The following is a 25,297-nucleotide window of genomic DNA, read 5'->3' as shown; positions in this document are numbered from 1 at the left end:
GGTCCCCGGCCAACTGACCTGATTCCAGGAGGGAAACATCATGGGTCTTCGCATCAACCAGAACATCGAGGCCACCAACGCCTACCGCAACCTGTCGGTGACGCAGGGTCAGCTCTCGAAGTCGATGGAGAAGCTCTCGTCCGGCTTCCGGATCAACCGCGCCGCCGACGACGCGGCCGGCCTGGCGATCTCCGAGGGCCTGCGGGCGCAGACCGGTGGCCTCAAGGTCGCCGTCCGCAACGCGCAGGACGGCATCTCGGTCGTCCAGACGACGGAAGGTGCGCTCACCGAGGTCCACTCGATCCTGCAGCGCATGCGTGACCTCGCCGTCCAGGGCTCGAACGACAGCAACAACGCCGACGCGCGTGCCAACATCAAGGCGGAGGCGGACCAGCTCACCAGCGAGCTGACCCGCATCGGCAACTCCACCAACTTCAACGGCACCAAGCTCCTCGACGGCTCGGCCACCGCCCTGAACTTCCAGGTCGGCGCCGACGGCGACGCCAACAGCGCGATCACCGTCAACCTGTCCTCGGCCAACGTCACCGCGGTGTCCAGCTCGCTGTCCGCCGTGTCGTTCAGCAGCTTCTCCTCGTCGCAGAGCGCCATCACCGCCATCGACGCGCAGATCAAGTCGGTCTCCACCGCCCGAGCGAACCTCGGTGCCTACCAGAACCGGCTCGAGCACACGATCGCCAACGTCAACGTCGCGATCGAGAACCTGTCCGCCTCGGAGTCGCGGATCCGTGACACCGACATGGCCTCGGAGATGATGAGCTTCACCCGCTCGCAGATCCTCAGTCAGGCAGGTACCGCGATGCTGGCGCAGGCCAACTCCGCCCCGCAGGGCGTGCTGAGCCTGCTGCGCGGCTGATCGTCCTGTCGTACGACGAGGCGCCGGCGGGACCCTCGGTCCTGCCGGCGCCCTCGCCGGTTTTCCGCCCCGACCTGAGGAGCAGCAGTGGCAACCGCAAGCATCGGCGGCCTGGCCAGTGGCCTGGACACCGCGACGATCATCGACCAGCTGATCCAGCTCGAGGCCGCGACCCAGACCAAGCTGAAGAGCAAGGTCACCTCACAGCAGGCCGAGTCCACGGCGCTGCAGGGCGTGAACTCCAAGCTGGCGGCCCTGGTCACCAGCGCCACCGCCCTCGCGACCGGCACCACCAGCGGTGTCTGGGCGACCTTGCAGGCGACGTCCTCGTCGACCTCGGTCGCCGTCACCGCCCGCAGCAACGCCGCCCCGTCGACCATCTCGGTCGGCGTCACCCAGACCGCCCTGACCCACCGGCTGGCGTTCGGCCAGGCGACCGGGCTGACCACGGCGGGCGCCGTACCGACCTCGGTGACGCTGGCCCGCGGCGCCGACACCGTCGAGATCACCTCCGACGGCACCCTCGGCGGTCTGGTCAACGCCATCAACGCCGCCGACTCCGGGGTGCGTGCCTCGGCCGTCAAGGTCGCCGACGGCTCGTACCGCCTCCTCGTCGAGTCGAGCACGACCGGCGCCGCGCAGGCCTTCACGCTCACCGAGACCGGCACCGGCGCGGCCGTCCTCGGTGGACCCGAGGCCGCCCTCACCCAGACCGCCCGCGACGCGATCGCCACCGTCGGGGGCATCTCGGTGACCTCCACGACCAACACCTTCACCGACGTCCTCGACGGCGTCGACATCACCCTGGCCAGCACCGCCGCGCCCGGCACGACGGCCGAGGTCACCATCACCCGCGACGCCAAGACCCGGGCGAGCGCGACCAACGACTTCGTCACCGCGATCAACGCCACCCTCGGCCTGATCGCCTCGGTGGGTGACCCGAAGACCGGCTCGGTGCGGGCCAACAGCACGCTGCGCAGCGTCTCGTCGTCCCTGGTCGAGACGATCTACCCGCCCGACGGGACGAGCCTCGCCTCGATCGGCATCGAGACCGATCGCTACGGCAAGATCACGTTCGACCAGGACAAGTTCGCGGCCGCGTTCGCCGCCGACCCGGCCGGCACGCAGGGCGCCTTCGCCGCGTTCGCCGACCGGGTGAAGACCGCCGCCACGGCGGCCTCCGACGCCTCCACCGGCACCGTCACGGCCGCGGTCAACAGCCGCAACGCGACGATCACCCAGCTCAACCAGAGCATCAAGGACTGGGACGACCGGCTGGCGCTGCGCCGTACGACACTCGAGCGGCAGTTCACCGCCCTCGAGGTCGCGATGAGCCAGATGCAGAGCCAGTCGAACTGGCTCGCCGGACAGCTCGCGTCGCTGCCTGGCTCAGCCTGAATCCGCCGGTGGGTGGCGTAGCGAGCGTCATCCCAGGGGTGCGATCGCAAGGCGCGGGCGCGACGACGTGCTCTCTCGCCCTTCGAGCGTCCGCAACGCAGCGAGCGCGCCGCTGGGGTGGCGCGTAGTAGCCACCCATCGGTGGATTCGGGCTAATGCAGCTGACAAATCGGCCGATGGGGAGGTCGTCCGCGACCACCACACGGGTCCAGGCAACGGAACAGGAGTGATCATGCAGGGCAGCGCAGCGCGCACGGCGTACGTCGGGAACGCGATCGCGACGGCCAGCCCGGCCCGGCTCCTGGTGATGCTGTGCGACCGCCTGGTGCTCGACGTCGAGCGCGCCGCCCGCGCGCAGATCGACGGCGACCGGGTCGAGACCCACAACCAGCTGGTGCACGCCCAGGCGATCGTCACCGAGCTGCGCAGCTCCCTGCGCCCCGAGGGCTGGCGCGGGGGCGCCGAGCTGGCGTCGCTCTACGCCTACCTCGACCGCCGTCTCGTGGAGGCCAACACCCACAACGACCGGCGCGCGACCGCCGAGGCGCTCGGCCTGTGCCGCGCGATCCGCGACACGTGGCGCGAGGCCGCGATGCGGGCGGCCGGTCTCGCCGCGGGGGCCTGACGATGCGGATCTACGCCTGGACGGGCACCCAGTACCACGAGGGCGTCGGCACCCTGCGCTACCGGATCACCACGCCGCTGAGCGAGGCCGAGCACCAGGGGCTGGCGCAGTGGCGCTTCGGCGCGGACATGTACCCCGAGGTCGCGATGGTGCACGACGTGCTCATCGGACAGCTGCTCATCCAGCCCAGCGGTGCTGAGGTCTGGGAGACCCTGGCCAGGGTCGACGACGGTCCGCTGCTCGTCGCCGAGCACGACGACGACATCGTCAACGTGCGCCCCGACAACCCGTACTTCGGGCACCACGGCGTCAGCTACGACGAGTTCATGGCCACCAACGTGGTCGCCGCACGCCGCGCCCTCGCCGCCTCCGACCTCGTGACGGTGTCGGTGCCCCACCTCGCCGAGCAGTACGCCGAGCACACCGACGCCCCGATCGTCGTCCTGCCCAACACCGTCGACGGCGTCCTGCTCGACGTGCCCCAGCGGGTGCGGGCGAAGGGCGAGCGGCTGCGGGTGGGCTGGAGCGGCAGCGCCACCCACGACAAGGACATGCGGCAGAACGTCGAGGGGATCCGCTACGGGCTGCGCAAGACCGGTGCCCAGCTGGTGCTGATGGGCGCCGACTACCGGCCGCTGATGAGGCAGGCGGACGCGGAGTACCACGCCTGGAAGACCCAGATCGACGAGTACTACCTGGTCGTGTCGACCTTCCACGTCGCGCTCGCGCCGCTGGCCGACGACCTGTTCAACCGCTCGAAGAGCCCGCTCAAGGCACTCGAGGCATCCGCGCTCGGCATCCCCGTGGTCGCCTCGGACGCCGGTCCCTACCGCGACTTCGTGATCCACGGCGAGACCGGATTCCTGTGCCGCACCGACGACGACTGGATGCGCGCGCTGCGCGCCCTCGACGCCGACGAGGACCTGCGCCAGGCGATGGGCGCCGCGGCCCGCGCGCACGCCGCGAACTTCACGACCCAGCTGTGGGCACCGCGCTGGATCGACACCTACCGGCAGGCCCTGGCCCGCAAGCGCGGCGTACCGGCCGACGACCTGGCACTGGTGAGCGTCCCGTGACCGCAGCCCTGCCCGCGGACCGTCCGGCGTCGTGGACCGAGGCCCTCGACCGGCTCGAGGCGCACGCCGACCACGCCGAGCAGATGCTGCGGGGCGTGCCCGCCGGCGCGACCGGCACGACGCCGGAGCCGTGGCTGCCGCCGACCGACCTGGGCCCGCTGCCCAGCGACCTGGTCCCCCGCGCGCGGATGCTGCTCGCCCGCCAACAGCGGCTGATGGCCGCGATCCCCGGCGTGCTCGCCGACAACCGTCGCCAGCAGCAGGTCGCCGACCGGGTCGGCCGGGCGACGACCACGCCGCCGACGCCGGTCTACCTCGACGTCACGGCCTGAGACACCCGGAGCCCGAGCCTGCGTCAGCGTTCTCGGGCATGCCGATGCCCCCGCAGACGTGAGGTCCTGCGGGGTGCGGGGCGGGGTCGCCACTCATCGGTCGGGCTGGTGTCGCTGGTGTCGCGGAGGGGGTGGGTGCCGCGGTGGTCGACGCGGAACCGGAACCCGTTGGGGCTGGTCCACACATACGTCGCCGGCATCGGGGTCTCGTAGCGCCACAGTGAGTGGGTCTTCGCGCGGTGATGGCGCCGACACAGCGGGACTTCGTTGCACGGACAGGTCGGACCACCCTGGCTGTAGGGCTTGGCGTGGTCGAGGTCGCACCGGGTCGCGGGGCGGGTGCAGTGGGGGAACCGGCAGGTGTGGTCCCGCAGTGCGACGCGGGTCTTGTGGCGCTCGGGGATCTCGCCGGCCGTCACAGGCACGTGGTCGGTGAGGTCGATCACCGGCCGCACGATCACGGTGGTGTGCCGAGCGCGGAGCCATTCCTGGATCTGGGCGGTGGTGATGGGGCAGCGGCCTTCGTCCCAGCGGCCGACCGGGTTGTGCCCGGTCAGGGTGGTGTCGGTGATGTGCACGTTGAGCACCACCCTGCGGCCCGGGACAGTCGCGACGACCTCGCCGGTGTCCGGGTCGGGGAGCAACAGGTCCAGGGCCAGGTCGTGGCGGGCGAGCTCCGCGGCGGCCTTGGACCGGCGCACGTCGAGCGTCGAGTCGTCACCGAGCCGACCCAGGACCTCGGCTCGTCGGGCGACGGCCTGGTCGAGGTCGTGACCGTCGGCGGCGTCCAGGAGCCCGTCGAGGTGGACCAGCCCGCGCTCGTCGACGTCGCTGATGTCGAAGTGCCGATGGTCGGCGGCGTTCTGTCGTTCGGCCTCGACGCGTTCGGGGTCGAACCGCAGGATGGCTTCGGCGACGAGGCGTTCGAGCTGCGCCCAGCCGACTCCGGAGGCGTTGAACAGCTGCCGGTCCACGAACGAAGCCGCTTCCGCACACAAGCCGTGGGTGAGGTCGGCGATCCGCTCGGCCCGCCACGGTGCCAACCGCCCAGCCGCGACGGCGTCGTACACGTTCGGCAGCCGCCACGCGCACTCGATCACGCGGCCGACGTACGCCTTCCCGCCATCGGGTGAGCGGCCGAGCACGGCGACGAGCTCCATCAACGCGAATTCCGACACCAACGGGGCACCCGCACCCGCGATCGGGACGCCGGTGTCGAGGTAGCCCTCGGTGATCGTCGCCGCACCCACAGGGCCGGTGACGATGTGGCCGCTGGCCCAGGCGGTGATGTCCTCCCACTCCTCGATGATGAGGGCGTTGCGGGAACGGATCCGGTCACCGACCCGTGACAGCAGGGGTGCTGTCGTGCGGGGCCGGGTCCCGAGATCCATGGCTGGATCCTCCCACCCAGGTCCGACACATCCACGCGCCGGAAACCCGCCTGTGGACAGGGGAAACTCGATCCGTGGGGTATGGAGAACCGACGTCTCCAGCTGCACAGTCCCGGCAGCACAGCCAGAGGTCTCGAGACGGTCGCTGCGCGACCTCCTCGACCACCGGGTCAGGCCGCGCGGGAGCGCCGTACCGTGGCGATGACCCGGTCGGCGAGCTGGTCGAGCGGGAGCACGTCGTCGGCGAGGCCGGCGCCGGCGACCGCGCCGGGCATCCCCCACACCACCGAGCTCTCCTCGTCCTGGACGAGGATCCGGGCACCGGACGCGGCCAGCTCCTTCGCGCCGGCGAGCCCGTCCTGGCCCATGCCGGTGAGCACGGTGGCGAGCGCGCCGGCGCCGTACGCCTCCACGGCGGAGCGGAACAGCACGTCGACGGCCGGGCGGCAGAAGTTCTCCTGCGGTCCCTGGTCGAGGGCCACACGTACACCGGCGGCGGAGCGCCGTACCCGCAGGTGGAAGTCGCCCGGCGCGATGAGCACCTCGCCCGCGTGCGCCGGCTCACCGTCGACCGCCTCGCGGACGGCCAGCGCGCTGACCTTGTCGAGGCGCTGGGCGAGCATCGTGGTGAAGACGGGCGGCATGTGCTGGACGACGAGGACCGGGACGCCGAGGTCGGCGGGCAGCCGCGGCAGCAGCCGGGCGAGCGCGTCGGGTCCGCCGGTGGAGCAGCCGATGAGCAGCGCCGCGACGGGCGCGACGGCGGAGCGGGGCCGCTCGCGCCGTACGACGGGGACGGCGGTGCCCGGGGTGAGCTTGCGGATCCCTGCCAGGGCGCGGATCCGGGGCACCAGCTGGTCGCGGATCGCGGCGATCCCGTCGGCGATCTGGCCGGTGTTGGACGGCTTCGTGACGTAGTCGCTCGCGCCGCGGGACAGCGCGTCGAGGGTCGCCTTCGCGCCGCGCTCGGTCAGCGTCGAGAACATGATCACCGGCAGCCGCGCGTGCTTCTCGCGGATCCGCGTCAGCGCGCCGAGCCCGTCGAGGTGGGGCATCTCGATGTCGAGGGTGACCACGTCGGGGGCGAGCTCGTCGACCATCCGCACGGCCTCCAGGCCGTCGCGGGCCACGCCGGCGACCTCGATGTCCGGCGCCTGCCGGAGCGCGGTGGTCACCAGCCGTCGTACCAGCGCCGAGTCGTCGACGACGAGAACCCTTATCTGAGTCACGCCCCGTCCATCGGCGCGGGGCTGCTGGGTCTGAGCGCTCAGGTCCCTGCGGGTACCGCCGATGGAGCGGGCATGACGACGTCCACCGCCTTCGCGTCCGTCTCGGCGCTCGTCCGACGGGAGACATCGATGGTGTACGACGAGGGCAAGGAGTACCTCGTCGAGGCCCGGCTCAACCCGCTCGCCGCCGCCCGCGGCCTGGGACTCGAGGAGTACGTCGCCCGGTTGGCGTTCGACGCCGACGAGCGACGCAAGGTGGTCGACGCGCTGACCATCAACGAGACGAGCTGGTTCCGCGACCACACGCCGTACCAGGCGTTCACCGACGCGATGCTGCCCGCGCTCCTGGAGGGCCGACAGGTCACCCGGCGGCTGCGGATCTGGAGCGCGGCCTGCTCGAGCGGGCAGGAGGCGTACTCGATCGCGATGCTGCTCGACCAGCACCTGCCGGCGGGGTGGAGCTACGAGATCGTGGCGACCGACATCTCGACCGCGATGCTGGAGCGGGTCCGGGCCGGGAGGTACAGCCAGGTCGAGGTCAACCGCGGCCTGCCCGCCACCAGCCTGGTCCGCTACTTCACCCGCGTGGGACGGGAATGGGAGATCGCCGACCGGCTCCGCGAGCGGGTCACGGTCAAGCACCTCAACCTCGCGGCGCCGTACCTCGGGCTGGGCAGCTTCGACGTGATCTGGCTGCGCAACGTGCTCATCTACTTCGACGCCTCCACCAAGCAGGACATCCTGCGCCGGATGCTGCCGATGCTGGCCGAGGACGGCTACCTGCTCCTCGGCTCCTCCGAGACCACCCTCGACATGCCTGCCGATCTCGCGGCGGCCTGGCAGCGCGAGCAGATCGGGCGGGTTCCGGCGTACCGCCGCGCGTCGGCCCGCACCACCCTGACCCCGTCCCTCACCAGCACAGGAGCCTGACCGTGCGAGCGATGATCATCGACGACTCCCGGGCGATGCGCAGCATCCTGCGCCGCATCGTCACGGACCTGGACTTCGAGACGAGCGAGGCCGAGCACGGCCAGGCCGCGCTCGACCAGATGCGCGCGGGCGTCGTACCCGACGTGTGCCTGGTCGACTGGAACATGCCGGTGATGGACGGCTACACGTTCATCACCGAGGTGCGCGCGAACCCGGAGTGGCGCGACGTCACGCTGATGATGGTGACCACCGAGAGCGAGCAGCGACAGATCGTGCGCGCGCTGGCCGCCGGTGCTCACGAGTACGTCATCAAGCCGTTCACACCGGACGCGATCGTCGACAAGCTGTCGCTGCTCGGGCTGGTGCCGGCATGAGCGCCGTCCTGCCCGAGGTCGAGGTGCCCGAGTCCGGGGACGTCCTGGCCGTCACCGAGGACGTGTGGATGGCACTGCTCGGCGACGACGCGATGCTGGTGCCGCGCGCCGTCCCGCCGGGAACTCCGTTCGACGCCACCGCCTGGTCGGCGGCGACCACCATCAGCGGCGGCTGGCAGGGCGTCGTGACCGTCGAGCTCGACGAGGCCCTCGCTCGCCGCCTCACCACCCGGATGCTCGCCCTGCCGGCCGACGAGGAGGCCAGCGACAGCGACGTCGCCGACGCCGTCGGCGAGCTGGTCAACATGGTCGGCGGCAACGTGAAGAGCCTGATGCCCGGCCCGAGCGTGCTCTCGCTGCCCGCCGTCGCCGCCGGCCGTGCGGCGTTCGCCAGCGACTCGGCGCTCGCCTGCCGCCTCGACCTCGTGTGGCAGGACGCCCCTGTCCGTGTCTCCGTCCACGTCCCCCAGGAAGGTCCCCGATGAAGATCCTGATCGCCGACGACAGCCGCGTGATGCGACAGATCGTGATCCGCACCCTGCGCCAGGCCGGGCACGGCGGGCACGACATCGTCGAGGCCGAGAACGGCCGCCAGGCGCTCGAGATGGTGCAGTCCGAGGCCCCCGACCTGGTCCTGTCGGACTGGAACATGCCCGAGATGAACGGCATCGACTGCCTCTCCGCCCTCCGCGCCTCCGGCTCTCAAGTGGCCTTCGGGTTCGTCACCTCGGAGGGCTCGGAGGAGATGCGCGAGCGCGCCGCCTCCGCCGGCGCGGCCTTCCTCATCGCCAAGCCGTTCACCCCGGAGGCGTTCGACGACGCGCTCCGCAGCGTGATCTGAGGTCCGTTGCCATGCCTGTCCACCTCCCCCAGCCCAAGCAGCTGCGCGACCTGCTCGCCGACCTCCTCGGCCGCGACGTCACGCTCACCCCGTCGGCACCCTTCGCGCCCGGCCCGGACACCCCCGCCTCCGTCGCCCTGTACGTCGACGACAGCCTCCGGATCAGCGCCCTCATCGCCTGCGACCTGGCCTTCTCGGCGTACGCCGGCGCGGCCCTCGGCCTGATCCCCGTCGGCGACGCCACCGCTGCCGTCGGCGACGGCAAGGTCACCGACGCGATCTCCGAGAACCTCTACGAGGTGCTCAACATCGCCGCCTCGACCTTCAACGTCGCCGGCGCCGACCACCTGCGCCTGCACGCCCTCCATCCCGCCGGCCCCCCGCTCGACCCGCAGGTGCGGATCAGCACGATGACGCTCGGCCGTCGTGAGGACCTGGCCGTCGACATCGCCGGGTACGGCGCGGGGTTGTTGTCCGTCGTCCTTCTTTGAGGGACAACTCCGGGACACCGACAGGGACAAGATCGAGGACGCGTAGCCCTCCGGGCCGGGACGGCGGGCCTCCTAGCGTCCCCGCCATGAACCCCCAGAACCGCAAGCGAAAGTCCCTGTTCACCCTCGGCGCAGGCCTCCTCACCGCCTCCCTGCTGGCGTTCGCGGCCCCGGCCCACGCGAGCAGCGAGTGGCAGGACGGCAGCAGTCAGTCCGACACGATCCTCGACTGCTGGACCGGCCAGCCGTCGACCGGCGTCACCGCGAACACCGGGTGGTGGTCGCCGACCGGCGAGGTGCCGAAGGTGGGCGAGCCGTTCCTGCTGCACGGGTACGTCGGCCTGGTCGGGCTGCCGTGCAGCAGCGGCGTGACCGTCGTACCGGAGCTGGTGTTCGACGAGACCGCGTTCGGCTACCCCGACGAGCCCGTGAAGTGGGGCATCAACGCCATCGACGACCCGACCCCGACCTTCTCGACCGACCCGGTCGAGCTGACGCGGGGCCCGAACAACGGCATCGCGATCGCGTCGGTGAACGGCCAGGCGATCACCCTCAAGCGCGGCCAGATCTTCGAGTTCCAGGTGCCGGTGGTGGCCAAGCGCGCCCTGAAGGGCACGGCCACGCCCGCGCCGAGCTGCTACGAGCGGACCGCCGGCATCGCGGCGTGCCCGGTCGCCACCTCGGGCGACCACCTGCAGGTCGCGTTCCAGGTGGCCGGCCACGGCGGCGACAAGAACTTCGTGACGCCGTACGTCCCGCTGTTCGCGGCGGGCACGGACACCGGCGGCGGGGCCGGCGGCGGTGGCGGCGCCATCGCGAAGGCCACGTCGAGCACCAGCGCGACGTTCAAGGTCTCGGCCCGCAAGAAGGGGAAGGCGACGGTCACCGTCCAGGCGAGCGCCGCACCCACCGGCGAGGTCGTCGTGCGCGACCTCGCCCGCAAGGGCCGGATCGTCGCCCGGGGCACGCTGAGCGCCGGCCACCACGGCGTCCTCACGTTGAAGGTCGCCAAGCTCGGCAAGGGCAAGCACCGCCTGGTGGCGCAGTACGCCGGCTCGCCGGGCGTGCAGCCCTCGACGTCGGCGGTGAGGAAGCTCCGCCTGAAGTAGTCCGCACGAGAGCGTCGGGCCGGGTCGAGAACGTCTTGACCCGGCCCTTTGCATGGGACTACCTTGCGTCCGACCCATCTGAACACAACTGTTGACAGATACTCGAGGACCCGCCGTGCCCCGAACCGCTCCCACGACGCTGCTCGGCACCGTCTCCAGCCTCGGTACGACGAGCGGGGTCGCCAACATCATCCAGCAGCTGGCGCTGCCGCCGGTGGGCGAAGGCGTGAGCGAGAGCCGGGTGGTGTCGGGGAGCCCGCGGCGCTACCCGGTCAAGCGGGCACGGACGACGGGTCAGTACCTCGCCCTCGCGGTGGCGGGCAACGACGAGGACCGCGCCGCCATGCGGGCGGCGGTCGCGCAGGTGCACCGGCACGTGCGCTCCGGCGAGCACAGCCCGGTCGCCTACAACGCCAACGCCGCCGACCTGCAGCTGTGGGTGGCGGCCTGCCTGTTCCGGTTCTTCGTCGACCAGCACGTCCTGCTGTACGGCGACCTCAGCCGCACCGAGCTGGACACCCTCGTCCGGGCAGCCGCTCCCCTGGCCACCGGCGTCAACGTCCGCCCGGAGCGCTGGCCGGCGGACTGGGCGGCCTTCGAGGACTACTGGGCGAGCATGCTGCCGCGGATGGCGATCTCCGACGAGGTACGCCGCGACTTCGAGTCGCTGGCCGACCTCGGGTTCCTGGGCGAGGCCTGGGGGCTGCCGGGACGGCTCCTCTCGCAGGCCTTCGGGCCGGCGTACCACTTCATGACGCGCGGCAACCTGCCGCCGTACTTCCGCGAGCTCATGGGCTGGTCGTGGACGCCCCGGGACCAGAGGAGGTTCGAGCGCGCCCTGACCGCACTGCGCTGGGCCGACCGGCTGGGCAACCGGGTGGTGCTGCGGATGGTCTACCGCCTCTACGTCGCCGACTTCCGGATCAGGCGGAGGCTCGGCTTGAAGGTCCTCGGCCGGCTGCGGGTGTCCGACCTGATGGTCCGCGACGGCGGCGGCCGGCGGTGGCCGGCCCGCGTGCGACAGGTCGATCGGTCGAGATAGTCAGGACCTAGTCCCAGCCCCGGGGACTCAGGTCGGAGCGAGCCGCACCGATCAGGCACGGTGAGCGACGGATTGCTCACCCTCGCCGACGGACCGGCACCGACTTCTCGCACCGACCCCTGACGGGACCGGTGCATCTCCAGGAGATCGACCGTGTCCTTCGCAGCGTCCGACGCCGTCGGCTTCGTGTTGCACTCCGCGATCAACGGGCTGTCCCAGCGGCAGCAGGTGATCGCCGACAACATCGCCAACGTCGACACCCCTGGCTTCCGTGCCCGCAGCGTCGAGTTCGAGTCCGCGCTCACCAGCGCGATCGAGCACGGCCGCGCCACGACGAGCGACCTCACCGCGACCGTCTCGGCCACAGACACCCCGGTCGGTGCCAACGACAACAACGTCGACCTCCGCAAGGAGTCGATCGCCGCCATCCAGACGCAGTACCAGTACCAGATCATGGGCCGGGCGATCAGCGACCGCGACTCGCGCCTGAACATGATGGCCGGGGGTGCGGCCTGATGGGGGCCTTCGACACGCTGCGGATCGCGAACACCGCGCTCGGCGCGCACCAGGTCTGGCTCGACGCCCTGGCCGGCAACATCGCCAACGCCAACACCGTCAAGCGGACCAGCGAGGACGCCTTCCAGGCGACGTACGTCGTCTTCGACCCGCGCTCCGACGGCGGGGTCGACGTCGCGGGCTTCGCCGAGGGCGACCCCGAGGGCCGGATGGTCCACTCGCCGGGGCACCCGCTCGCGGACGAGGACGGCTACGTCCGGCTCCCCGACATCGACATGGCGGCGCAGATGAGCCAGCTGGTGATGGCGCAGCGCGGCTACCAGGCGTCGGTGCAGGTCACGAAGACCGCCCAGGACACCTACGGCGCGGCCCTCCAGATCGGTGCGCGCTGATGGACATCACTCCCCTGCAGTTCCCCTCGGTGTCGAGCGCCGGCGCGCTCGGCCCGATCGCGGCGCCCACGACGGCCGACAAGGTCGCGCCCTCGACCGGGCCCGACACCGAGTTCGGCTCGCTGGTCCTCGACGGCCTCGACCGGCTCGAGGGCCTGACCGACAAGGCCGACGGCCTGGCGGTCCAGGCCGCCACCGGCAAGCTCGAGAACATCCACGACTACACGATCGCGGCCAGCGAGGCGTCGGTCGCCAGCCAGCTGACGGTCTCGCTGCGCAACCGCGCGGTCGAGGCCTTCAACGAGATCATGCGGATGCAGGTCTGAGGACACGATGCAACAGCGACTCACCCGCTACCTCACGCGCGCCCGCGACACCTTCGGTGGCTTCACGGCCGGGCAGAAGGCCGTCGCCGTCATCGGTACGGCGGCCCTGCTGATCGCCGTCTTCATGGTGTTCCGCTGGGTGTCGACCCCCAGCTACGCCCCGCTGTACTCCAACCTCTCCGGCACCGACGCGAGCGCCGTGATCGAGGAGCTCGACTCCCAGGGCGTGCCGTACAAGATCGCCGGTGGCGGCGGCACGATCATGGTGCCGCGCTCCGACGTGTACAGCACCCGGATCACCCTGTCCGGCAAGGGCCTCCCGGCGAGCACCGACGGCGGCTACAGCCTGCTCGACAAGCAGAGCCTGTCGACCTCGGAGTCGCAGGAGCAGACCAACTTCAAGCGCGCCATGGAGGGTGAGCTCTCCAAGACCGTCGAGGCCATCCACGGCGTCGACACCGCGGTCGTGCACCTCGCCATCCCGGAGAAGCAGGTCTTCACCGACGAGCAGGACCCGCCGACCGCCTCGGTCCTCATCGACACCGAGCCGGGCACCTCGCTCGACGACGGACAGGTCCAGGCGATCGTGCACCTGGTCGCGTCCAGCATCGACGGCCTCGAGCCGAAGAACGTCACCCTGACCGACGCGAGCGGCAAGCTGCTCACCACCGACGACAGCGCCGACGGCGGCGTCAGCGCGGCCTCCGCGCGCACCAAGCAGGTCGAGGCCTTCCAGGACTCGATGCAGACCGACATCCAGGCCGTGCTCGACCGCGTGCTCGGTCCCGGCAACTCCACGGTCACGGTCACTGCCGACCTCGACTTCGACAAGGCGGTCACCGACAGCCGGACGTACGGCGCCAAGGAGAACATCCCGCCGCTGTCGGAGTCCTCGACCAACGAGACGTACGCCGGCCCGGCCAGCGGCGCCAACGCCCCGGCCGGTGGCGTGGTCGGCCCCGACGGGCAGATGGACCCGACGACGACGGGCACCGGCGACTCGTCGTACAAGAACAGCTCGAAGACCCGCGACAACGCGCTCGACCAGACCGTCGAGCACCGCGAGAAGGCGCCGGGCTCGATCAACACCCTGCACATCGGGGCGGTCCTCGACGCGACCGCCGCCGCGGCCGTCCAGCCGCAGGTGGTCAAGGACCTGATCAGCAACGCGGTCGGCATCAACGCCCAGCGCGGCGACACGATCGACGTCACCACGATGGCCTTCGACCGCAGCGCGGAGAAGTCCGCCGCTGCCGAGCTCAAGGCGGCCAAGGCCGCCGACGCCACGGCACGGCGCAACAGCCTGCTGCGCAACATCGGGATCGCCGGCGGAATCCTGCTGATGATCCTGCTGGCCTGGTTGCAGGCCCGGCGCCGGGCCAAGGTCCGCGACGACGCCCGGGCCTACCTCGTCGAGCAGCTGCGCACCGACGCGGCCAGCCGCACCGCCCAGCTCGAGGCTCCGGCCCTGGCCGCGCTCGAGTCGTCCGAGAAGGACGAGGAGGAGTCGATGCGCGACGAGCTCATCGCCCTCGTCGACCGGCAGCCCGACGACGTCGCCGCCCTGCTCCGAGGCTGGCTCGTGGAGCCGCGGCCATGACACTCATGACCACGTCCGGCCCCACCCTGGTCTCGATGGGCGTCCGCAAGGCCGCGGTGCTGCTCATCCAGATGGGCAAGGAGCGCGCGGCGCAGGTGATGTCCCACCTCAGCGACGCCGAGGTCGAGGCGATCTCCGGCGAGATCGCCCGTCTCGACGCGGTGTCGGCGAGCGAGACCTCGCAGGTGCTCGAGGAGTTCCACAACCTGGCGACCGCGCACGCCCACGTCACGCAGGGCGGCTTCGGGTTCGCCCAGCAGCTGCTCGAGCAGTCGCTGGGTCCCGAGCGGGCCAAGGAGATCATGGAGCGGCTGCACGCGGCCGCCGTCCAGATGCCCTTCCAGTTCCTGCACCGCGCAGATCCCGCTCAGCTGCGCAGCTTCATCGCCGACGAGCACCCGCAGGTGATCGCGCTGGTCCTCGCGCACATGGCCGCCGACAAGGCGTCCCTGCTGCTCAGCGGCCTGCCCGCGCACCAGCAGGCCGTGGTCGCGCACCGGATCGCGGTCATGGACCGCACCTCGCCGGAGATCGTGCGCACCGTGGAGGCCGTGCTGGAGCGCAAGCTCTCCTCGATGCTGCAGCCCACCGAGGTCTCGCGAGTCGGCGGCGTGGACCCGCTGGTCAACATCATCAACCGGTCCGACCGGCCGACCGAGCGGCAGATCGTCGAGGGCCTCGAGGGTCTCGACCCGGCGCTGGCCGACGAGGTCAAGAGCCGGATGTTCATGTTCGAGGACATCACCGGCCTCGACGACCGCTCGGTGCAGCAGGTGCTGCGCCAGGTCGACACCGCCGAGCTCGCGCTGGCTCTCAAGGGCGTCAGCGACGCGGTCCGCAGCAAGATCACCGCGAACCTGTCCGAGCGCGCGGCCGAGAACCTGCTCGACGAGGTCGAGCTGCTCGGCGCCGTCCGGCTGGCCCAGGTCGAGGAGGCCCAGCAGGGTGTCATCCGCACCATCCGCCAGCTCGAGGAGCAGGGCCAGATCATGGTCCGGCGAGGGAACGACGATGAGTTCGTCGTCTGAGGCCAGCGGCGAGCGAGCTCGCGAGCTTGGCGCGTCGGCCGAAGAGATTGAGGGCGCGTCCGTCCGAGGGACGAGGACGGAACCGCGTGTCTCGAAATCTGAGCGCCACGCCGAGCTGGAGCTGCCCGAGCTGCGGGTCGGTACCTGGACCCGCCTCGGCAGCGACAGCGTCCTCGGCGACCGGGTCACCGAGTCGCTGCTCGACGGGATCGCCGCGGAGGCCCGGGACGCCGCCCGCGCCCAGGGGTACGCCGTCGGCTGGGCCGAGGGCCGTCGTACCGCTGCCGAGCAGGCGGCGGTCGAGGAGGCCGAGCGTGCCGCCGTCCAGGCGGCGGCCGAGGCGCGCCGCGAGGCCGAGCACCGCGCGGCGCTCGACGCGCTGGGCCGGGCCGCCGAGCAGGTCCGGGGGCTGCTCGACGACCTGGCCCGCGCTGTCGAGGACCAAGCGGCCGACCTCGCGTGGTCGCTGACCAGCACGCTGGTCGGCAGCCAGGTCGCCCGCCTGGAGCCGGTCGACGTCGTCGCCCGGGTGCTGCAGGTGCTGCCGCCGGGCCCGGTGGGCCGGGTCCGGCTGCACCCGTCGACCGCTACGTCGCCCGCCGCGCAGGAGCTGACCGGCCGCGGCCTGGAGGTCGTCGCCGACCCCACGCTCGGCCCGATCGACGCCCTGGTGGAGGGCGTCGACGGCTCCGTCGTCGACCTGCGGGTCGGCGAGGCGATGGACCGGGTCCGCGAGGTGTTGGCATGAGCGTCGACACCGCCGTCCGCGCCCGCCTGCTCGCGGCCGCCGCTCCCCTGCACCTCGGCACCGTGGCCGAGCTGGTCGGCCTGCACCTCGAGGTGCGCGGCCTGCCCGACGCCGCCGTCGGCGACCTGCTCGAGGTCCGTACGACAGCCGGCCCGCTGCTCGCCGAGGTCGCCGCCCTGCGTCCCGGCAGCGCCATCTGCCTGCCCCTCGGTACGACGACCGGTGTCCGCGCCGGCGACCTGGTCCGCGCGACCGGCGGCCCGCTGCGGATCCAGGTCGGCGAGTCCCTGCTCGGTCGGGTCGTCGACGGCCTCGGCCGCCCGGTCGACGGCGGTCCCCTGCTCGAACTGGAGACGGTGTCGACCGAGCACGCCACCCCCGATGCCCTGAGCCGGCCGCGGATCACCGAACCGCTCGGCACCGGTGTCCGCGCCCTCGACGCCCTGGTCCCGCTCGGGCGCGGCCAGCGGATCGGCATCATGGCCGGCTCCGGCGTCGGCAAGTCGTCGCTGCTCTCGATGATCGCCCGCGGCACCGACGCCGCCGTCAACGTGATCGCGTTGGTCGGCGAGCGCGGCCGCGAGGTCCGCGAGTTCATCGACGGCGACCTCGGCCCCGAGGGCCTGGCCCGCTCGGTCGTCGTGGTCGCGACCTCCGACGCCCCCGCCGTCGAGCGGCTGCGCGCTGCGTTCACCGCCACCCGGATCGCCGAGTGGTTCCGCGACGCCGGCCGCGACGTCGTCCTCATGATGGACTCGCTCACCCGAGTCGCCATGGCCCAGCGCGAGATCGGCCTGTCCGCCGGCGAGCCCCCCGCCACCCGCGGCTACCCGCCCAGCGTCTTCGGCCTGCTGCCACGCCTCCTCGAGCGGGCCGGTACCTCGGCGACCGGCTCGATCACCGGCATCTACACCGTCCTGGTCGAGGGTGACGACCTCCAGGACCCGATCGGCGACACCGCCCGCTCGATCCTCGACGGCCACGTCGTGCTCTCCCGCGACCTCGCCACCGCCGGCCACTTCCCCGCCATCGACGTGCTCGAGTCGATCTCCCGCGTGCACCGCGCCGTCACGACTCCGGACCAGCAGCAGGACGCGGGCCGGCTGCGGCGGATGCTCGCCGCGCACCGCTCGGTCCGCGAGCTCGTCGAGATCGGGGCGTACGTCGCCGGGGCGGACGCCGACGCCGACGCGGCGCTGGCCCGGCTGCCCCTGATCGAGGAGTTCCTGCGCCAGTCCATGGACGACGTCACGCCCCGCGCCGAGGCGTGGGACCGGCTGGCCACGGTGGTGGCACCATGAGCCGCCGCGTGCACCGCGAGGACCGCGGTCTCGCCGCCGTCGCCCGGGTCCGCGAGGTCCGCGAGACCGACAGCCGGATCGGCCTGCAGCGGGTCCTCGCCGAGGAGGCCGCCCTCGTCGGCCGGCTCGCCTCACTCGAGTCGACCATCGCCTCCGCGCCGGTCCCGGCCACCACCACGGTGTCCGCGCTGGTCGCCGCCCGCACCCACATGGCGCACGCCGGCATCCTGGTCGGCGAGACCCGCGACCGGGTCGCGACCGCCGAGGTCGTCACCGCCGACGCCCGCGCCCGCTGGGGCAGCGACCGCGCCCGCCTGGCCGCGGTCGAGCACCTCCTCGAGCGCCGGGCCGCGCGCCGTCGTACCGAGGCCGAGCGGCGCGCCGCCCGCGACGCCGACGACCTGGCCGCCCAGCGCTGGGCGCGAGGAGAGCGATGAGCATCGACAACGTCACCGCCCGGATCAGCGAGATCCAGGCCCGGCTCGCACAGTTCGCGACCGTGCGGACCACCAGCACCGGCGGCGGCTTCGCGACCGAGCTGTCCGCGCGCGTCGACGGCACGGCCACCTCCGGCTCCGTGAGCGGGGACGCCGTGGTCGCCGAGGCGCGCAAGTACCTCGGCCTCCCCTACGTCTGGGGCGGCACCGACCCGACCAAGGGCATGGACTGCTCCGGCCTGGTCCAGGTCGTCTACAAGAACCTCGGCTACGACCTGCCGCGGGTGTCCAACCAGCAGGCGAAGGCCGGCACGCCGGTCGCCAGCATGGCCGAGGCCCAGCCCGGCGACCTGATCGCGTGGGACAACTCCAGCCGCAACAACGGCGTCGACCACATCGCCATCTACATCGGCGGCGGCAAGATGATCGAGGCCCCGCGCACCGGCCTCGACATCCGCGTCGTCGACGTCCCGTCCACGCCCGACGTCATCCGCCGGATCATCCAGCCCGGCAGCGGTGCCACCGGCGCCTCGGCCGCGGCACCGGTCGCCACCCGCGCGGCCTCCGGGACGCCGTACGCCGACCTGATCAACGCCGCCGCGGCCCGCACGGGCGTCCCCGGCAACCTGATCGCCGCCGTCGCGAAGCAGGAGTCCGGCTTCGACGCGAAGGCCGTCAGCCCCGCTGGCGCGCAGGGCCTGATGCAGCTGATGCCCGGCACCGCCAAGGGCCTCGGCGTCACCAACCCGTTCGACCCCGCGCAGGCGATCGACGGCGGCGCGCGGCTGCTGCGCTCGCTGCTCGACAAGTTCGGGCGCACCGACCTCGCGCTGGCGGCGTACAACGCCGGAGCCGGCGCCGTCTCCCGCTACGGCGGCATCCCGCCCTACAAGGAGACGCAGAACTACGTCCGCAACGTGATGGCGATGGTGAGCTGATGAGCATCACTCCGTTCCTGCCGGGCCTCCCGGCCCCGGTCCCCACCGACGGCGCTCCCGCCGCCACCGATCAGTCCGGCGACGCGGGTGTGGTCTTCGGCGACGCGCTCGCCGCGGCACTGCTCGCGACGGTGCCGTTGCCGGTCGCGCCGGTCCCGGTTCCGACGGCTCCGGTCGCCGCCGCATCGGCCGCCGCCCCGCTCGTCGGCGCGGTGATCACGCCCGTGGTCGCGCCGGTAGTGCCGAACGCGTCCCCGGCTCCCGAGCCGGCCGCGGCGCAGTCGGAGCAGCCGGAGCAGCCGGAGCAGCCGGAGCAGCCGGCCACGCCGACCGCGCCCGCGGCGGCGGCGAAAGCCCCGGTCACGGCGCTGTCCGCGCCGACCACCGACGACGACGCCACCGCACCTGCGCCGAAGGACCCGGCCCAGCCGCGCCTCGAGCCCGCCGCCCCGGCAACACCGGCAACCCCGGCAAACTCCCCGGCCCCCGACGCGACCGTCAGCGGCCCCACCGTCGTGGCCCCGCCGGTGCTGACCGGCGCCCGCCCCACCGTCGATCGGGCCGTGGTCCAGCAGGTCTTCCCCGAGGTCACCCGCCTGGTCGCGACCACTCCCACCGACCGGCCCGGCACGCACCGGATCACCCTGACCCTCCAGCCCGAGCAGCTCGGCGAGGTGCGGGTGACGCTGGTGGTCAAGGACGGGGCGGTGCAGGTCCGCCTGGCCGGCAACGCCGACGACCCCGCAGGCAGCGCCGCGGTGCACCGCGCGCTGAGCTCCGGCGTACCCGAGCTGCAGCGGCTCCTCGAGCGCTCCGGCGCCACCGAGGCCCGGGTGCTGGTCCGCGACCCGTTCAGCCCCGCCGCACCCCAGCCCACCGCGCCGAGTGCCCCTGTCGCCGCCACCAGCCAGACGAGCGGCAGCACGGTCTCGGCCGACGCCGGCCGCGACGGCGCCCGGGCCTGGAACCGCTCCTCGGACGACACCGACCAGCGCCGGCACCGGCGCGACGCACCCGAGCCGCTGCTCGTGCCACCCCCGACCACCACCCCCGCCGGTCAGCTCGACCGGACCCTGTGAGGAGCAAGACATGTCCGTCTCCAGCACCGAAGGCATCGGCGGCTACGGCGTGACCGGTACGGCGGCCACGGGCGCCACCGGCACGACCGGGACCTCGAAGACCGCCGACAAGGACATGTTCCTGCAGCTGATGGTCGCCCAGATGAAGTACCAGGACCCGCTCAACCCCACCGACTCCTCGCAGTTCCTCGCCCAGACGGCGCAGTTCACCGCCCTGGAGAAGATGCAGGACGTCGCCGACCAGACCGCGATGATGCTGAGCACCCAGCTGGCGTTCGGCGCGAGCTCACTGATCGGCCAGACCGTGCGGTGGTACGACGCCACCGGCGCCGAGCAGTCCGGAGTCGTGCAGGGCACGACGTACCTCAACACCGGCCCGGTCCTCAGCGTCGACGGCAAGTCCGTCGCCGTCACCGACGTCATCAGCGTCGGCACCGCACCCACGATCCAGGCGCCCACCACCAGCGGTGGTGGCACCTACGTGCCGCCCAGCGGCACCCCGTCCACCACCGCCCGACCCGCCTGACCCGCAGAAGGAGAACCACCATGCTTCGCTCGCTCTTCGCCGGCATCTCCGGCCTCCGCGTCAACCAGACCATGCTCGACGTCACCGGCAACAACATCGCCAACGCCAACACCACCGGGTTCAAGTCCAGCACCACCGTCTTCTCCGACACCCTCAGCCAGATGCTCACCGCCGCCTCGGGCGGCAACACCGAGCGCGGCGGCACCAACCCGATCCAGATCGGCCTCGGCGTCCAGCTCGCCGCGACCATGGCCAACTTCGGCCAGGGCTCCGCGCAGCTGACCGGGCGGCCGACCGACGTGATGCTGCAGGGCGACGGGTTCTTCGTGCTGCGCGACGGCGCCGAGAACGTCTACACCCGCGCCGGCGCGTTCACCTTCGACCAGAGCGGTGTCCTCGTGGCGCCCAGCGGGATGCGGGTCCAGGGCTACGCCCTCGACGCCACCGGTGCGCCCACCGGCGGCGCGGTCGACGTCGACCTGAACATGATCAACGGCTCGCTGCCGGCCGGCGTCGAGCTGACGTCGTACTCGATCGGCGCCGACGGCAAGGTCCGCGGCGTCTTCTCCGACGGCGTGCAGCGCGACATCTGCCAGCTGGCCGTCGCGGACTTCACCAACCCGATGGGCCTGGAGAAGATCGGCGACACCGCCTTCCGCGAGTCCGCCAACTCCGGCGCCGTGCAGCTCGGCGTCGCCGGCCAGGGCCAGCGCGGCCAGATCATGGCCGGTGCGCTGGAGATGTCGAACGTCGACCTGTCGGCCGAGTTCACCAACCTGATCCTCGCCCAGCGCGGCTTCCAGGCCAGCTCGCGGGTGATCACCACCAGCGACCAGGTGCTCGAGGAGCTCGTCAACATCAAGCGCTGACCGGCCCCGCCGGGATAGTCCCTGCTCAAAAGCACCGCGACCCGCGAGAAACCGGTGCTTTTGGTCAGGGACTATCGCAACCGGCCGATCAGACCTGCGGAGCGCCACGGACGGCACTCCTTCCCAAGCATTGCCACAGCCACGCACACGGAGGTGCCGCGGTGATCTCGCTGACCCGACTCTCGGGGACGACGTTCCTGCTGAACGCCGACCTGATCGAGCGCGTCGACTGCACCCCGGACACCGTGGTGACCCTGGTCGACGGCACCAAGTACATCGTGGCCGAGTCCCTCGACGAGGTGCGCGACGCCGTCATCGACTACCGCGCGGCCATCGTGGCGCGCGCGGCGCTGCCCGACGCGTCCTCGGTCGCGCCGGTACGTACGCGCCAGGGCCGACTGGCCGCCGTACCCCCGCGAGGAGTGACCCCGTGAAGGACATCGCAACCCCGGTCGGCATCGTCGTCGGCCTGGTGATCATCGTCGCGGCCAACGTGCTCGAGGGCGGCAACCCGATGAGCCTGCTGCTGCTGCCGCCGATGCTGCTGGTGCTGGGCACGACGATCATGGTCACCGTCGCGGGCGGCACGATGAGCGACGCCAAGACCGCGATCACGGACATGAAGCGTGCGTTCACCGGCTCGGTCGAGCCGGCCGAGGCGCTGGTGCCGCAGGTCGTCTCGCTCGCCGAGCGGGCCCGCCGGGAGGGCCTGCTGGCCCTCGAGGACAGCCTGCGCGAGATCGACGACCCGTTCCTGGTCAAGGGCGTCACGATGGCGATCGACGGCACCGACCCCGAGGACGTGCGCGACATCCTCGAGGCCGAGCTGCGCGCCAAGAAGCGCGACGACAAGCAGTCCGCCAAGTTCTTCGGCGACGCCGGCGCCTACGCGCCGACCATCGGCATCATCGGCACCGTCATGGGCCTGGTGCACGTGCTGGAGAACCTGGCCACGCCCGACGAGCTCGGACACCTGATCGCCGGCGCCTTCGTCGCCACCCTGTGGGGCGTCATGTCCGCCAACGTGATCTGGCTGCCGATCTCGAGCCGGCTCAAGCGGCTCGGCGAGCTGGAGTGCGCACGGATGGAGGTCGCCATCGAGGGCGTCGCCGCCATCCAGGCCGGCGCCAACCCGCGCCTGGTCGCGGAGAAGCTGCGCTCCCTGCTGCCCACCGGCACCGTCGAGCGCGAGGCCGCCTGATGTCGGCCGGCAAGGCGGGCAAGGGCGCCGGGCCGCCCCGCCGGCGCCACCACGAGGAGGAGCACGACGAGCACGGCGGCGGGCACGAGCGCTGGCTGGTGACCTACGCCGACATGGTGACCCTGCTGATGGTGCTGTTCATCGTGATGTTCGCGATGTCGACCGTCGACGAGAAGAAGTACGAGCAGCTCAAGGAGGGGCTCGCGATCGGCTTCGGCCGCGAGCAGTCGATCCTCAACGGCGCCAGCCCGGTCAGCAACGCCAAGGGCGCGAACGACCCGGGCGAGGCGTCGTACGAGATGCTGATGGCGCAGGTCCCCGAGGCCCAGCGCGAGACCGTCACGAAGCTCCTGCAGGAGTCGGACCGGCTCAGGAACGAGCGCACCCAGGGTGCCGCCCGTGCCGAGGTCGACCGGCTGCTGAAGGTCTGGAAGAGGATCGACAAGGCGCTGCGCGACCAGGGGCTGCGCGACGACGTCCGCGCCACCATCGACGAGCGTGGCCTGGTCGTCAGCCTGGTCTCCCAGCACGTCGTCTTCGAGCCCGACATGGCCGAGCTGACCGAGCGCGGCCGCCGCGTCGTGGACACCATCGCACCGGTGCTGGCCGAGCTGACCGAGCCGATCGAGCTCGACGGGCACACCAACCAGGAGCCGGTGAAGCCGCGGTACTACCCCTCCGACTGGGAGCTGTCGCTGGCCCGGGCCGCCAATGTGCTGCACCGGCTCGAGGACAGCCACGCCATCCCGGCGCGCCGGCTGCGCGCCACCGGCTTCGGGCACACCAAGCCCCTGGTCGACCCGGCCCGGCGGGGCTCGCAGCGGGTCAACAAGCGCGTCGACATCCTGGTGCTCAGCCAGCAGCCGGCCGAGACCCGGGCCCTGATGGGTGAGGCGTACGCCGAGCTGCGCCGCGAGGCCGGCCTCGACGGACTGCCCGTCGACCCCGCCGGCGACGGCACCGGCTCCGAGCCGGCCGCCGCAGGTGTACCGATCCGCACCAAGGACAGCACCGACAGCAGCACCGACAGCAGGGAGGACCAACCGTGACCACGACCATGAACCCGCCCGCGGCCGCCGCGGAGAACGCGGCCGCCAAGGGCGGCAAGGGCCGCATGATCGGCATCGCCGTCCTCGTCCTGGCCCTGCTCGGCGGCGGCGCCTGGTTCTTCGTCCTCAAGCCGAGCGGCGAGACCGCGCCCAAGCCGGGCGAGGTCGTCTCGCTCGAGGCGATCCAGGTGAACCTCGCCGGCGGCCACTACCTGCGCCTCGGCATGGCGCTCCAGCTGACCGAGGGCACCAAGGAGGCCGACGGCAGCAAGGCGCTCGACGCCGCCATCACCGTGTTCAGCGGCCTCCCGGTCGGCGAGGTCAACAAGCCCGACGTCCGCGAGGCCCTGCGCAAGCAGCTGCTCGACCGGCTCAAGGAGCGCTACGACCACGAGGTGATGGAGGTGTACTTCACCGAGTACGTCACCCAATGATCCCTCTATCCGTTCGATCGAACGGATAGAGGGACTCGGAGCCGGTCGGAGTCCCCCGGACCGTTCGATCGAACGGTTCGAGGGGCAGACGGCCCCGCACGCGGCCCGGCCCGGGACCCTCCCCGGGACCCTCCGTAGTCCGAACGGACCACGGGACCCTGACCGCCCGGCGTCCCGATGACCCCTCAGGTCGGCTCCGGCCGCGACGATGGGCTCGTCGTGACCCTCCAGCGGCCGCGCCGCCGACCCCGCACGGCCGAACCCACGCCGTACGACTTCCGGCGACCCATCCAGCTCTCGCGCGAGCACCAGCGCACGCTCCAGCTCGGGTTCGACAGCTTCGCGCGCCAGGCGACGACGGTGTTCACCAGCTCGCTGCGCACGGTGTGCACGGTGACCCTGGCGGGCATCGAGCAGCGCACCTACGCGGAGTACGTCGACAGCCTGGGCCCCTCGACGTACATGACGCTGTTCACGGCGGACCCGATCCCCGGCACCGGCGTGCTGGAGATCCCGCTGTTCGCGACCATGTCGTGCCTGGACCACATGCTCGGCGGGCCCGGCTCGGACGAGCAGCCGGACCGGCCGCTGACCGAGATCGAGGACGGCGTGATCCGCGGCCTGGTCGAGCGCCTGCTCGGCGAGATGCGCTACGCCCTCGACGGGATCGTGACCCTCGAGCCGAACGTCACCGGTGTCGAGTACAGCCCCCAGTTCGCCCAGGTCGCCAGCGCCGCCGACGTGATGGTCGTGGTCACCCTCGAGCTCAAGATCGGCGAGCGGGCGCACCGGGTCTCGGTGTGCCTGCCGTTCAGCGGCCTGCTCCCCCACCTCGCCAACGCCACCGGCAACGGTGCGGTCTCCGAGCGGGAGCGGGCGCAGCGCGCGCACTCGGCGCAGCTGCTGCAGGACCAGTTCCAGCGGGTCCCGGTGTCGGTGTCGGTGCGCTTCCGCCCGATCCCGGTCGACCCGGCGACGCTGGCCGACCTGCGCCCCGGATCCGTGCTCCGGCTCACCCACCCGGCGTCCGCGCCGCTGGACGTGACCGTCGCCGGCAACACCTTCGCCCATGCCACCCCCGGCGCCCGTGGCCAGCGCCTCGCCGCCCTCATCGTCACCACGCCCGAGGAGTCCTGATCCC

The 25,297-nt window shown here is 72.1% G+C and carries 31 protein-coding genes; 29 read left to right on the top strand and 2 right to left on the bottom strand.

The window, feature by feature from the left end:
- Positions 1-40: 40 nt before the first annotated feature.
- The 5 genes from FBY23_RS06690 (at position 41) to FBY23_RS06670 (ending at position 4,305) form a co-directional block, all read left to right on the top strand.
- Positions 41-874, top strand: coding sequence for a flagellin (locus tag FBY23_RS06690; RefSeq protein WP_141797434.1), 834 nt, complete (start codon positions 41-43; stop codon positions 872-874).
- A gap of 87 nt (positions 875-961) precedes the next feature.
- A complete protein-coding gene (gene fliD / locus FBY23_RS06685; RefSeq protein ID WP_141797433.1) occupies positions 962-2,272 on the top strand; it encodes a flagellar filament capping protein FliD in 1,311 nt (436 codons plus the stop codon).
- 232 nt (positions 2,273-2,504) lie between these two features.
- Complete coding sequence (gene fliS / locus FBY23_RS06680) at positions 2,505-2,897, top strand: flagellar export chaperone FliS (RefSeq protein ID WP_141797432.1); 393 nt, start codon at positions 2,505-2,507, stop codon at positions 2,895-2,897.
- A 2-nt stretch (positions 2,898-2,899) separates the two neighbouring features.
- Positions 2,900-3,973, top strand: a complete 1,074-nt coding sequence (locus FBY23_RS06675) for a glycosyltransferase (protein WP_141797431.1) — start codon at positions 2,900-2,902, stop codon at positions 3,971-3,973.
- Positions 3,970-4,305, top strand: a complete 336-nt coding sequence (locus FBY23_RS06670; RefSeq protein WP_141797430.1) for a hypothetical protein — start codon at positions 3,970-3,972, stop codon at positions 4,303-4,305. Before FBY23_RS06675 ends, FBY23_RS06670 begins: the two co-directional genes overlap by 4 nt.
- A 23-nt stretch (positions 4,306-4,328) precedes the next feature.
- Here FBY23_RS06670 and FBY23_RS06665 read toward each other — a convergent pair whose 3' ends face one another.
- A complete protein-coding gene (locus FBY23_RS06665) occupies positions 4,329-5,696 on the bottom strand; it encodes an HNH endonuclease signature motif containing protein (RefSeq protein WP_141797429.1) in 1,368 nt (455 codons plus the stop codon).
- 170 nt (positions 5,697-5,866) lie between these two features.
- Complete coding sequence (locus FBY23_RS06660; protein ID WP_141797428.1) at positions 5,867-6,925, bottom strand: chemotaxis response regulator protein-glutamate methylesterase; 1,059 nt, start codon at positions 6,923-6,925, stop codon at positions 5,867-5,869.
- A 72-nt stretch (positions 6,926-6,997) separates the two neighbouring features.
- On the opposite strand from FBY23_RS06660, the gene FBY23_RS06655 reads away from it, so the two are divergent.
- The 24 genes from FBY23_RS06655 (at position 6,998) to FBY23_RS06540 (ending at position 25,293) form a co-directional block, all read left to right on the top strand.
- Positions 6,998-7,855, top strand: a complete 858-nt coding sequence (locus tag FBY23_RS06655; protein ID WP_141797427.1) for a protein-glutamate O-methyltransferase CheR — start codon at positions 6,998-7,000, stop codon at positions 7,853-7,855.
- An 11-nt stretch (positions 7,856-7,866) separates the two neighbouring features.
- Positions 7,867-8,229, top strand: a complete 363-nt coding sequence (locus FBY23_RS06650) for a response regulator (RefSeq protein ID WP_203043953.1) — start codon at positions 7,867-7,869, stop codon at positions 8,227-8,229.
- Complete coding sequence (locus FBY23_RS06645) at positions 8,226-8,714, top strand: chemotaxis protein CheX (protein WP_141797425.1); 489 nt, start codon at positions 8,226-8,228, stop codon at positions 8,712-8,714. Before FBY23_RS06650 ends, FBY23_RS06645 begins: the two co-directional genes overlap by 4 nt.
- On the top strand, positions 8,711-9,070 hold the full coding sequence (locus tag FBY23_RS06640) for a response regulator (protein WP_141797424.1): 360 nt from the start codon (positions 8,711-8,713) through the stop codon (positions 9,068-9,070). Before FBY23_RS06645 ends, FBY23_RS06640 begins: the two co-directional genes overlap by 4 nt.
- A gap of 11 nt (positions 9,071-9,081) precedes the next feature.
- On the top strand, positions 9,082-9,561 hold the full coding sequence (locus FBY23_RS06635; protein WP_141797423.1) for a hypothetical protein: 480 nt from the start codon (positions 9,082-9,084) through the stop codon (positions 9,559-9,561).
- An 86-nt stretch (positions 9,562-9,647) separates the two neighbouring features.
- The gene (locus FBY23_RS06630) at positions 9,648-10,670 is read left to right on the top strand and encodes an Ig-like domain-containing protein (protein ID WP_141797422.1); all 1,023 of its coding nucleotides are present in this window, start codon (positions 9,648-9,650) and stop codon (positions 10,668-10,670) included.
- Positions 10,671-10,785: 115 nt separating this feature from the next.
- Positions 10,786-11,712 carry an oxygenase MpaB family protein gene (locus FBY23_RS06625; RefSeq protein ID WP_222117759.1) on the top strand — a complete coding sequence of 309 codons (927 nt, stop codon included), beginning with the start codon at positions 10,786-10,788 and terminating at the stop codon, positions 11,710-11,712.
- 153 nt (positions 11,713-11,865) lie between these two features.
- Positions 11,866-12,228, top strand: coding sequence for a flagellar basal body rod protein FlgB (flgB, locus tag FBY23_RS06620; RefSeq protein WP_141797421.1), 363 nt, complete (start codon positions 11,866-11,868; stop codon positions 12,226-12,228).
- On the top strand, positions 12,228-12,620 hold the full coding sequence (locus tag FBY23_RS06615; protein WP_141797420.1) for a flagellar basal body rod protein FlgC: 393 nt from the start codon (positions 12,228-12,230) through the stop codon (positions 12,618-12,620). The genes flgB and FBY23_RS06615 overlap by 1 nt, the downstream gene beginning before the upstream one ends.
- A complete protein-coding gene (locus FBY23_RS06610) occupies positions 12,620-12,946 on the top strand; it encodes a flagellar hook-basal body complex protein FliE (RefSeq protein WP_141797419.1) in 327 nt (108 codons plus the stop codon). The genes FBY23_RS06615 and FBY23_RS06610 overlap by 1 nt, the downstream gene beginning before the upstream one ends.
- A gap of 7 nt (positions 12,947-12,953) precedes the next feature.
- On the top strand, positions 12,954-14,546 hold the full coding sequence (fliF, locus tag FBY23_RS06605) for a flagellar basal-body MS-ring/collar protein FliF (RefSeq protein ID WP_141797418.1): 1,593 nt from the start codon (positions 12,954-12,956) through the stop codon (positions 14,544-14,546).
- Positions 14,543-15,574 carry a flagellar motor switch protein FliG gene (gene fliG, locus FBY23_RS06600; RefSeq protein WP_260805791.1) on the top strand — a complete coding sequence of 344 codons (1,032 nt, stop codon included), beginning with the start codon at positions 14,543-14,545 and terminating at the stop codon, positions 15,572-15,574. Before fliF ends, fliG begins: the two co-directional genes overlap by 4 nt.
- The gene (locus FBY23_RS06595) at positions 15,558-16,322 is read left to right on the top strand and encodes a hypothetical protein (protein ID WP_141797417.1); all 765 of its coding nucleotides are present in this window, start codon (positions 15,558-15,560) and stop codon (positions 16,320-16,322) included. The genes fliG and FBY23_RS06595 overlap by 17 nt, the downstream gene beginning before the upstream one ends.
- Positions 16,319-17,623, top strand: coding sequence for a FliI/YscN family ATPase (locus tag FBY23_RS06590; protein ID WP_141797416.1), 1,305 nt, complete (start codon positions 16,319-16,321; stop codon positions 17,621-17,623). The genes FBY23_RS06595 and FBY23_RS06590 overlap by 4 nt, the downstream gene beginning before the upstream one ends.
- Complete coding sequence (locus tag FBY23_RS06585; protein WP_141797415.1) at positions 17,620-18,060, top strand: flagellar FliJ family protein; 441 nt, start codon at positions 17,620-17,622, stop codon at positions 18,058-18,060. The genes FBY23_RS06590 and FBY23_RS06585 overlap by 4 nt, the downstream gene beginning before the upstream one ends.
- Positions 18,057-18,998: a transglycosylase SLT domain-containing protein gene (locus tag FBY23_RS26815; RefSeq protein ID WP_141797414.1), complete on the top strand. Its 942-nt coding sequence runs from the start codon at positions 18,057-18,059 to the stop codon at positions 18,996-18,998. Before FBY23_RS06585 ends, FBY23_RS26815 begins: the two co-directional genes overlap by 4 nt.
- Positions 18,998-20,077: a flagellar hook-length control protein FliK gene (locus FBY23_RS06575; RefSeq protein WP_141797413.1), complete on the top strand. Its 1,080-nt coding sequence runs from the start codon at positions 18,998-19,000 to the stop codon at positions 20,075-20,077. The genes FBY23_RS26815 and FBY23_RS06575 overlap by 1 nt, the downstream gene beginning before the upstream one ends.
- A 10-nt stretch (positions 20,078-20,087) precedes the next feature.
- Positions 20,088-20,603, top strand: a complete 516-nt coding sequence (locus FBY23_RS06570) for a flagellar hook capping FlgD N-terminal domain-containing protein (protein WP_141797412.1) — start codon at positions 20,088-20,090, stop codon at positions 20,601-20,603.
- Positions 20,604-20,623: 20 nt separating this feature from the next.
- Positions 20,624-21,472 (top strand): flagellar hook protein FlgE, encoded by an 849-nt coding sequence (locus FBY23_RS06565; protein WP_141797411.1) that lies wholly within the window; start codon positions 20,624-20,626, stop codon positions 21,470-21,472.
- A 161-nt stretch (positions 21,473-21,633) separates the two neighbouring features.
- On the top strand, positions 21,634-21,906 hold the full coding sequence (locus FBY23_RS06560; protein ID WP_141797410.1) for a flagellar FlbD family protein: 273 nt from the start codon (positions 21,634-21,636) through the stop codon (positions 21,904-21,906).
- Positions 21,903-22,673, top strand: a complete 771-nt coding sequence (locus FBY23_RS06555) for a motility protein A (protein WP_260805789.1) — start codon at positions 21,903-21,905, stop codon at positions 22,671-22,673. Before FBY23_RS06560 ends, FBY23_RS06555 begins: the two co-directional genes overlap by 4 nt.
- Positions 22,673-23,722: a flagellar motor protein MotB gene (locus tag FBY23_RS06550; protein WP_141797409.1), complete on the top strand. Its 1,050-nt coding sequence runs from the start codon at positions 22,673-22,675 to the stop codon at positions 23,720-23,722. Before FBY23_RS06555 ends, FBY23_RS06550 begins: the two co-directional genes overlap by 1 nt.
- Entirely contained in the window at positions 23,719-24,156 is a 438-nt protein-coding gene (fliL, locus tag FBY23_RS06545; protein ID WP_260805788.1) for a flagellar basal body-associated protein FliL, read from the top strand. The genes FBY23_RS06550 and fliL overlap by 4 nt, the downstream gene beginning before the upstream one ends.
- A gap of 219 nt (positions 24,157-24,375) precedes the next feature.
- Positions 24,376-25,293 (top strand): flagellar motor switch protein FliM, encoded by a 918-nt coding sequence (locus FBY23_RS06540; protein WP_260805787.1) that lies wholly within the window; start codon positions 24,376-24,378, stop codon positions 25,291-25,293.
- Positions 25,294-25,297 lie beyond the last annotated feature (4 nt).

The sequence above is a fragment of the Nocardioides sp. SLBN-35 genome, assembly GCF_006715725.1.
Taxonomy (GTDB): Bacteria; Actinomycetota; Actinomycetes; order Propionibacteriales; family Nocardioidaceae; genus Nocardioides.
This window is presented reverse-complemented; position numbering and strand designations above follow the sequence as displayed.

Coding starts and splice junctions, on each gene's coding strand:
- FBY23_RS06690 (WP_141797434.1), top strand. CDS start 41: ATGGGTCTTCGCATCAACCAGAACATCGAGGCCACCAACGCCTACCGC.
- fliS (WP_141797432.1), top strand. CDS start 2,505: ATGCAGGGCAGCGCAGCGCGCACGGCGTACGTCGGGAACGCGATCGCG.
- FBY23_RS06675 (WP_141797431.1), top strand. CDS start 2,900: ATGCGGATCTACGCCTGGACGGGCACCCAGTACCACGAGGGCGTCGGC.
- FBY23_RS06665 (WP_141797429.1), bottom strand. CDS start 5,696: ATGGATCTCGGGACCCGGCCCCGCACGACAGCACCCCTGCTGTCACGG.
- FBY23_RS06655 (WP_141797427.1), top strand. CDS start 6,998: ATGACGACGTCCACCGCCTTCGCGTCCGTCTCGGCGCTCGTCCGACGG.
- FBY23_RS06650 (WP_203043953.1), top strand. CDS start 7,867: ATGATCATCGACGACTCCCGGGCGATGCGCAGCATCCTGCGCCGCATC.
- FBY23_RS06645 (WP_141797425.1), top strand. CDS start 8,226: ATGAGCGCCGTCCTGCCCGAGGTCGAGGTGCCCGAGTCCGGGGACGTC.
- FBY23_RS06640 (WP_141797424.1), top strand. CDS start 8,711: ATGAAGATCCTGATCGCCGACGACAGCCGCGTGATGCGACAGATCGTG.
- FBY23_RS06635 (WP_141797423.1), top strand. CDS start 9,082: ATGCCTGTCCACCTCCCCCAGCCCAAGCAGCTGCGCGACCTGCTCGCC.
- FBY23_RS06630 (WP_141797422.1), top strand. CDS start 9,648: ATGAACCCCCAGAACCGCAAGCGAAAGTCCCTGTTCACCCTCGGCGCA.
- FBY23_RS06615 (WP_141797420.1), top strand. CDS start 12,228: ATGGGGGCCTTCGACACGCTGCGGATCGCGAACACCGCGCTCGGCGCG.
- FBY23_RS06610 (WP_141797419.1), top strand. CDS start 12,620: ATGGACATCACTCCCCTGCAGTTCCCCTCGGTGTCGAGCGCCGGCGCG.
- fliF (WP_141797418.1), top strand. CDS start 12,954: ATGCAACAGCGACTCACCCGCTACCTCACGCGCGCCCGCGACACCTTC.
- fliG (WP_260805791.1), top strand. CDS start 14,543: ATGACACTCATGACCACGTCCGGCCCCACCCTGGTCTCGATGGGCGTC.
- FBY23_RS06595 (WP_141797417.1), top strand. CDS start 15,558: ATGAGTTCGTCGTCTGAGGCCAGCGGCGAGCGAGCTCGCGAGCTTGGC.
- FBY23_RS06590 (WP_141797416.1), top strand. CDS start 16,319: ATGAGCGTCGACACCGCCGTCCGCGCCCGCCTGCTCGCGGCCGCCGCT.
- FBY23_RS06585 (WP_141797415.1), top strand. CDS start 17,620: ATGAGCCGCCGCGTGCACCGCGAGGACCGCGGTCTCGCCGCCGTCGCC.
- FBY23_RS26815 (WP_141797414.1), top strand. CDS start 18,057: ATGAGCATCGACAACGTCACCGCCCGGATCAGCGAGATCCAGGCCCGG.
- FBY23_RS06575 (WP_141797413.1), top strand. CDS start 18,998: ATGAGCATCACTCCGTTCCTGCCGGGCCTCCCGGCCCCGGTCCCCACC.
- FBY23_RS06570 (WP_141797412.1), top strand. CDS start 20,088: ATGTCCGTCTCCAGCACCGAAGGCATCGGCGGCTACGGCGTGACCGGT.
- FBY23_RS06565 (WP_141797411.1), top strand. CDS start 20,624: ATGCTTCGCTCGCTCTTCGCCGGCATCTCCGGCCTCCGCGTCAACCAG.
- FBY23_RS06550 (WP_141797409.1), top strand. CDS start 22,673: ATGTCGGCCGGCAAGGCGGGCAAGGGCGCCGGGCCGCCCCGCCGGCGC.